This is a genomic window from Streptomyces cirratus (assembly GCF_014650775.1).
In the GTDB taxonomy this organism is placed as follows: Bacteria; Actinomycetota; Actinomycetes; order Streptomycetales; family Streptomycetaceae; genus Streptomyces; species Streptomyces cirratus.
In genome coordinates this window covers 1-1,809 of record NZ_BMVP01000043.1, presented here as the reverse complement: position 1 = coordinate 1,809, position 1,809 = coordinate 1, and the positions used below count along the sequence as shown (strand labels likewise).

Sequence of the window (1,809 nt, the reverse complement as noted above, 5' to 3'; positions counted from 1 at the left end):
GCAGGGGCCGGCCTCGGGCGGAGGACCGTCGGGTGATCAACGGGATGGTCTACAAGATCCGGACCGGGGTTTCCTGGCGTGACCTGCCGGAACGTTACGGCCCGTGGAAGACGGTCTACACCCGCTTCCGCCGCTATGCCATCGACGGTGTGTTCACCCGGGCACTGCAGCAGATCCAGGCCCGGGCCGACGCTGCTGGTGACATCGACTGGCTGGTCCAGATCGACTCCACCATCGTCCGCGCTCACCAGCACGCCGCCGCCACCGGCCGAAAAAGGGGAAGCACCGCACGGACGAACCGGACGATCACGCCCTCGGCCGATCCCGAGGAGGCCTGACCACCAAAATCCATCTCGCCTGCGATGGCCGCGGCCGGCCCCTGGCCGTCCTGCTGACCCCGGGGCAACGGCACGACGGCGTCTGCGCGAGGCCGCTGCTCGAACGCATCCGAATACCCCGCACCGGCCCCGGCCGCCCCCGCTGCCGACCGGACCACGTCATCGCCGACAAGGCCTACAGCTCACGCGGGTTCCGCGCCTGCCTGCGACGACGCGGCATCGGACACACGATCCCGGAGAAGAACGACCAGAAGCAGCACCGCCGCAACCGAGGCGGCGAGGCGGTCGGCCCACAGGCTTCGACCGTGAGACCCACCGCCGCCGCAACACCGTCGAACGCTGCTTCAACCGCCTCAAAGGCTTCCGCGGCATCGCCACCACCTACGAGAAAACCGCCACCTCCTACGAAGCAGCGGGCACACTCGCATCACTTCTGCTCTGGGCAAGATCGATTTGAAGACGGACCCTAGATCCGGTCCCAGAGGTTATCTGCTCGCAATAATGAAGCATTGGTGCTGGAGGGCCCGCTGGATGGAGCTCTCGCCGGGCGTCGTCCGCCGTGGTGAGGTAGACCCTGAGTATGGAGGCAGAGCAGCAGGAGAGTACCGGCCAAGAGGGAAACCGGGCCAGGAGGTGGGGGTCGGCGCGCGCAGCTTTGGCTGGCACTCTGATCGGAGCTCTGGCGGGTCTGGCAGGCAGCGTCCTGGGGTACTACGACGCGGAGAAGGCCAGGGAGGCTGAAGCGGAGGCGAGAAGGGCTGACATCCGGCGGCAGGCCTATGGTGCGTTCGGCACAAAGTTCCAGGACTTGGTAACAGAAATGGCGAGCCTGCAAAACTTTTTGCTGCAGTATCGGAATGGTATTACCGAGGGTGAACTTAAGCGACAGAATAATGAGAAATACGTTCCGGCGTACCAGCGGATGTTGCAGGCAGAGGTGAGCGCACGGCTGGTGGGGTCGTTGGAGGCGCGAAAGTGGCTGGCGAAGACCGTACCGCCTCGCGAAGCCGCAGCTGCCCTGTTGCGAGACAGATACTTCGGATATAACCGGGCTGAAAATTGGTCCGATGAGATGAAGAAGGCACTTGAAAAATATAAAACAGCCGCAGAGGCTTTCATGAATCATGTAGACGCCGAAGTGCTCTAGTGGGACTGCATCCCGGCCAAGGACTGAAACATCTTCTGAACGCCGCCGGCCCGGTCCTGGAGGCGGAGCCGGAAGGACCCGGGTGGGGGAGCGGAGCGGACCCATCCAACGGGTCGTAGGCCCGGACCCCGTGAAACGGGGTCACCCAGGCCTGCGGAGCAGGCCGTTCGGGGTGAAGCGAAGCGGAACCCCGAACCTGTCCGGAGCGAAGCGCAGGACACCCGGCCCGAAGGGCCGGCCCTGGCTCGGCGAAGCCGAGCCCCGTCGAGCGCAGCGAGGCGGTTCTCTCCTGAGCGCGCAGCGCTCAGGTACCCGCTCCGCGGG

3 protein-coding genes are annotated in these 1,809 nt (G+C 65.3%); all 3 read left to right on the top strand.

The window, feature by feature from the left end; all coding sequences use genetic code 11:
- Window positions 1–338: transposase (locus IE207_RS34315; RefSeq protein WP_373304817.1), on the top strand; the 338-nt coding region annotated here is incomplete at its 5' end.
- Window positions 335–808, top strand: a complete 474-nt coding sequence (locus IE207_RS34310) for a transposase (protein ID WP_373304818.1) — start codon at window positions 335–337, stop codon at window positions 806–808. The genes IE207_RS34315 and IE207_RS34310, both read left to right, overlap by 4 nt.
- A gap of 110 nt (window positions 809–918) precedes the next feature.
- On the top strand, window positions 919–1,485 hold the full coding sequence (locus IE207_RS32790) for a hypothetical protein (RefSeq protein WP_190187977.1): 567 nt from the start codon (window positions 919–921) through the stop codon (window positions 1,483–1,485).
- Window positions 1,486–1,809 lie beyond the last annotated feature (324 nt).